At 64.3% G+C, this 4,337-nt stretch carries 6 protein-coding genes; 4 read left to right on the top strand and 2 right to left on the bottom strand.

Going from position 1 to position 4,337, the window contains the following annotated elements; all coding sequences use genetic code 11:
• The first annotated feature begins 44 nt into the window (after positions 1–44).
• The 3 genes from ftsE (at position 45) to EN893_RS20645 (ending at position 2,550) form a co-directional block, all read left to right on the top strand.
• Positions 45–704 (top strand): cell division ATP-binding protein FtsE, encoded by a 660-nt coding sequence (ftsE, locus tag EN893_RS20635; RefSeq protein ID WP_010911739.1) that lies wholly within the window; start codon positions 45–47, stop codon positions 702–704.
• Positions 697–1,692 (top strand): ABC transporter permease, encoded by a 996-nt coding sequence (locus tag EN893_RS20640; RefSeq protein ID WP_027038121.1) that lies wholly within the window; start codon positions 697–699, stop codon positions 1,690–1,692. Before ftsE ends, EN893_RS20640 begins: the two co-directional genes overlap by 8 nt.
• 132 nt (positions 1,693–1,824) lie before the next feature.
• Positions 1,825–2,550, top strand: coding sequence for a YdcF family protein (locus tag EN893_RS20645; protein ID WP_127270825.1), 726 nt, complete (start codon positions 1,825–1,827; stop codon positions 2,548–2,550).
• Here EN893_RS20645 and EN893_RS20650 read toward each other — a convergent pair whose 3' ends face one another.
• Together EN893_RS20650 and EN893_RS20655 are read right to left on the bottom strand one after the other, a co-directional pair.
• Positions 2,551–3,183: a pyridoxamine 5'-phosphate oxidase family protein gene (locus tag EN893_RS20650; protein ID WP_127270827.1), complete on the bottom strand. Its 633-nt coding sequence runs from the start codon at positions 3,181–3,183 to the stop codon at positions 2,551–2,553. It abuts the gene before it with no gap.
• A 24-nt stretch (positions 3,184–3,207) separates the two neighbouring features.
• Positions 3,208–3,678 (bottom strand): DUF1348 family protein, encoded by a 471-nt coding sequence (locus EN893_RS20655; RefSeq protein ID WP_127270828.1) that lies wholly within the window; start codon positions 3,676–3,678, stop codon positions 3,208–3,210.
• A 117-nt stretch (positions 3,679–3,795) separates the two neighbouring features.
• Between EN893_RS20655 and EN893_RS20660 the strand changes: the two genes are divergently transcribed.
• Positions 3,796–4,337 (top strand): LysR substrate-binding domain-containing protein (locus tag EN893_RS20660; RefSeq protein ID WP_128361736.1); only part of this gene is annotated, 542 nt, incomplete at its 3' end.

A 4,337-nucleotide genomic window follows, 5' to 3' on the forward strand; every position in this document is an offset into this window, starting at 1 on the left:
GAACAGGCCGGCTCGCCGCCGTGCCGCAATTCAGGTCGTCGAACTTGATTCGTTTCGAAAATGTCGGCCTCCGCTATGGCATGGGTCCGGAAATCCTCCGCGACATCTCCCTGCACATCCCGGAGCGCTCCTTCCAGTTCCTCAGCGGGCCTTCGGGCGCCGGCAAGACGACCTTGCTGCGCCTGCTGTTCATGTCGCTGAAGCCGACGCGCGGGCTGATCACCATCTTTGGCAAGGACCGTTCGCGCATCTCGCGCACCGAATTGCCGCATCTGCGCCGCCGCATCGGCGTGGTGTTCCAGGATTTTCGCCTGCTCGACCACATGACCACCTACGAGAACGTCGCGCTGCCGCTGCGCGTGCGCGGGCGCGAGGAGGCGAGCTACCGCACCGATGTCACCGAACTGTTGAAGTGGGTCGGGCTGGGCGAGCGCATGCACGTGCTGCCGCCGGTTCTGTCCGGCGGCGAGAAGCAGCGCGCGGCGATCGCGCGGGCGCTGATCGAGCAGCCGGAAATCCTGCTCGCCGACGAACCGACCGGCAATGTCGATCCGCCTCTGGCGCGACGCCTGCTGCGGCTGTTCATCGAGCTCAACCGGCTCGGCACCGCGGTGGTGATCGCCACCCACGACCTTGGCCTGATGGAACAGGTCGACGCGCGCCGCATGATCCTGGCCGGCGGAAGGCTGGACATCTATGACTGAACTGTCCGCCGAACATTTTGTGGAACGGGAGCAGGACGCCGAGGCGACCGAGGCAAAGCCCCGCGCCCAGCGCAGGATGGCGCCGATCGTGCCGGCGCAGAACATCGCTGGCCGGGCACTGGTCCTGGTGATCGCCATCATGACCTTCCTGTCCTGCCTGACTTTCGGCGCAGTGACGCTGGTGCGCGACACAGCGTCCGTCTGGGAGAACCAGATTTCGCGCGAGGCGACCATCCAGATCAAGCCGGTCGACGGCCTCGACATGGAAGCAGCCCTTACCCAGGCCTCCCAGATCGCCGGGGAATTCCCTGGCGTCAAGACGACCCGGATCATCGACCGCGAGGCGACCGCGAGGCTCCTTGAGCCCTGGCTGGGCTCGGGGCTCAACATCGATGAATTACCCGTGCCGCGCCTGATCATCGTCACCATCGACGAGAACAGCCCGCCCGATTTCGCTGCCATGCGCGCCGCGATCACGCCGAAACTGCCGAGCGCATCGCTCGATGATCACCGCACCTGGGTCGACCGGCTGGTAGCGATGGCCCGCACCACGGTGACCATCGGCATTGCCGTGCTGGCATTGATGCTGTCGGCGACCGTGCTGACCGTGGTGTTCGCGACGCGCGGCGCCATGGCCGGCAACGGTCACATCATCGAAGTGCTGCATTTCGTCGGCGCCGAAGCACGCTTCATCGCGCGCGAATTCCGCCGGCATTTCCTGGTCACCGGCATGAAGGGAGCGGCGGCCGGCGGTGCCGCGGCAGTGCTCGTCTTCATCGTCTTTTCCTGGTGGTCGTCGCGCAATATGGCGACGCCGCAGGCCGACCAGGCGACCGCCCTGTTCGGCAATTTCGCCATCGGTTCGGCAGGCTATCTCGGTGTCGTGTTGATGGTGCTGGTGATCGGCGGACTGACGGCTGCCACGTCCCACGCCACCGTCGTTGCCTATCTCAGCGACATCGATGTCCGCCAGCCGGATGCAGGCTAATTCATGTCGCCCAAAAGTGGAACCGGTTTTGGGACAACGACATAGATAGGACAGGGTGATCACGGATGGAGAATTCACGTAACGCAAAGTGCGTCTTTTACCTACCCAAAGCCGCATTTCAGGATTAACCATATGGCGATGGACGCGCGGGATTCGACCGGTACGGCTGGGCAGATGCCAGTGGTGGTTGCCCGTTCGCATGGCCGCTCCACTGTGAGCCGTCTAAGAGCCGCGTTGCGCCTGTCCGCTCTCTCTGTCCTCATCCTCGCAACATTGTTTGCCGGCGGCTTCGGCTGGTTCGCCAATAAGGTCAGTCACCTGACCACGCCTGCCAATCCGGCCAAGGCGGACGCGATCATCGTGCTGACCGGCGGCCAGTCCCGCCTCGATGCGGCGATGGATCTGCTGGCGTCCGGCAAGGGCGAGCGGCTGCTGATCAGCGGCGTCCATCCTTCGGCCAGCCGCCGCCAGTTGCAGGCGGCGACCGGCGGCGACAAGAAACTGTTCTCCTGCTGCGTCGACATCGACCGCGCCGCGCTCGATACGATCGGCAATGCGGAGGAAAGCGCCAAATGGGTCGAGAGCCACGCCTATGGCACGGTGATCCTTGTCACCAACAATTATCATATGCCCCGCAGCCTGCTGGAAATGGGCAGGCTGCTGCATGGCGCCAAGCTCGAGCCCTATCCGGTGGTCAATTCCAACCTCGACAATGGCGGCTGGCTGACCAAGCCGCGGGCATTGCGCGTGCTGTTCACCGAATACAACAAGTATTTGCTGGCGCTGGCGCGCGGCATCGTGCCGGTCAAGCCGACGCCCAACGGCATCGCACTGGCCGAAACCGCAGCCGGCGGCTGATCATTCCCCTGCGGCCGTGCCCGAATTTCCCCTGAGCCGTGCGATCTCCTGCTCAAGACGTTCGATACGCTTGTCCCGCTCGCCGAGTGCCGCCGCCACGTCGGCTGCCTCGAACCGTTGCGGGATGTGCTGCGGGCAATTGGCATCCCAGGCCGAGACCGTGAACAGGATGACCTGCTCGGGGCGCGCTCTGTAGTCTTGCGGCATCAGTTTCGCCATCAGCTCGGCGTCACTCTCGACGACCCGCGCCGTGCCCCAGATCTTGATGCGCTGGCGGTGCATATAGTCGATCAGGAACAGGAACGCCCTTGGATTGTCGGCCAGATTGCCCTGCGTGATGAACTGCCGGTTGCCGGAAAAATCCGCGAAGCCGATCGTATGTTCATCCAGCACCTTGAGGAAGCCGGCCGGCCCGCCGCGATGCTGGACATAGGGCTGCCCCTCGCCATTGGCGGTCGACAGAAAGACGCTGGTCTGCATTTCGATGAAGGCGGCAAGGTCCGGGGTGATGCCGGCCTGCCAGCCGCCACGCTCCTCGACGCGGGCATAGGACTGACGTGAGCCCTTGCGGGTCTGGATTGCCTTGACGGTCGGCGTGAAGGCGACGTCGCTGGTGAAAGCATGCGCGTTCATCGAAAGCCTCCTTGCGGCAAGATGCTAAAGTCCGAGCTCCGACAGTGTCGGGTGGTCGTCCGGCCGCCGGCCGAGCGGCCAGTGATACTTACGATCGGACTCGCCGATCGGCAGGTCGTTGATGCTGGCGATGCGCAGGCGCATCAGCCCGTGTTCATCGAATTCCCAGTTCTCGTTGCCGTAGCTGCGGAACCATGAACCGCTGTCGTCGCGCCATTCGTAAGCGAAACGCACGGCGATGCGGTTGCCGTGGAAGGCCCAGACCTCCTTGATCAGCCGGTAGTCGAGCTCGCGACTCCATTTGCGCGTCAGGAAGGCCTGGATGGCGTCGCGGCCTTGCAGGAATTCGGCGCGGTTGCGCCAGCGGCTGTCCTTGGTATAGGCGAGCGCAACCCGCGCCGGATCGCGTGAATTCCAGGCATCCTCGGCCATGCGCGCCTTCTGTGCTGATGTCTCGGCGGTAAACGGCGGCAGCGGCGGTCGGGCTTCGGACATGGCAACTCCTTTGTGGGCCATGCTGCGGGCAGGCCGACAGACACAATATAGAGCCTTCCATCATTCAAATGGAGATGACATATTCGTAACCTGTCCTTCCATTTTCCGGAAGAAGCTATGGATCGTCTCGAAGCCATGTCGCTCTTTGTCGCCGCGGTGGAGGCCGGCAGCCTTTCCGCGGCCAGCCGCCGTTTCGGCATTCCGCTGGCGACGGTCAGCCGCAAGATTTCCGATCTCGAGCGCCATCTGAACACACGTCTCCTGAATCGCTCGACGCGACGGCTGACACCGACCGATGCCGGCCAGGCCTATCTTGCCGCCTGCCGCCGCATCCTGGACGAGGTCGGCGAGGCCGAACGCACGGCAGCCGGCGAATACAGCGCGCCGACCGGCGAATTGGCCATCACCGCGCCGGTCGTCTTTGGCCGCCTGCACGTGCTGCCGGTCGTCACCGGCTTTCTCGCCGCCTATCCAGACGTGGACATCCGCCTGACATTGGCCGACCGCATAACCCAGCTGGTCGAGGACCATTTCGATCTCGCCATCCGCATCGGCCAGTTGCCCGATTCGAGCCTGGTCGCCATCGGCGTCGGCGCGATCCGCCGCGTCGTCTGCGCCAGCCCGGCCTATCTTGCCGAACACGGCACGCCGACCACCCC

Origin of the sequence: Mesorhizobium sp. M7A.F.Ca.CA.004.04.2.1, from assembly GCF_004022825.1 — a bacterium.
GTDB lineage: Bacteria > Pseudomonadota > Alphaproteobacteria > Rhizobiales > Rhizobiaceae > Mesorhizobium.

Coding starts and splice junctions, on each gene's coding strand:
- EN893_RS20640 (WP_027038121.1), top strand. CDS start 697: ATGACTGAACTGTCCGCCGAACATTTTGTGGAACGGGAGCAGGACGCC.
- EN893_RS20645 (WP_127270825.1), top strand. CDS start 1,825: ATGGCGATGGACGCGCGGGATTCGACCGGTACGGCTGGGCAGATGCCA.
- EN893_RS20655 (WP_127270828.1), bottom strand. CDS start 3,678: ATGTCCGAAGCCCGACCGCCGCTGCCGCCGTTTACCGCCGAGACATCA.
- EN893_RS20650 (WP_127270827.1), bottom strand. CDS start 3,183: ATGAACGCGCATGCTTTCACCAGCGACGTCGCCTTCACGCCGACCGTC.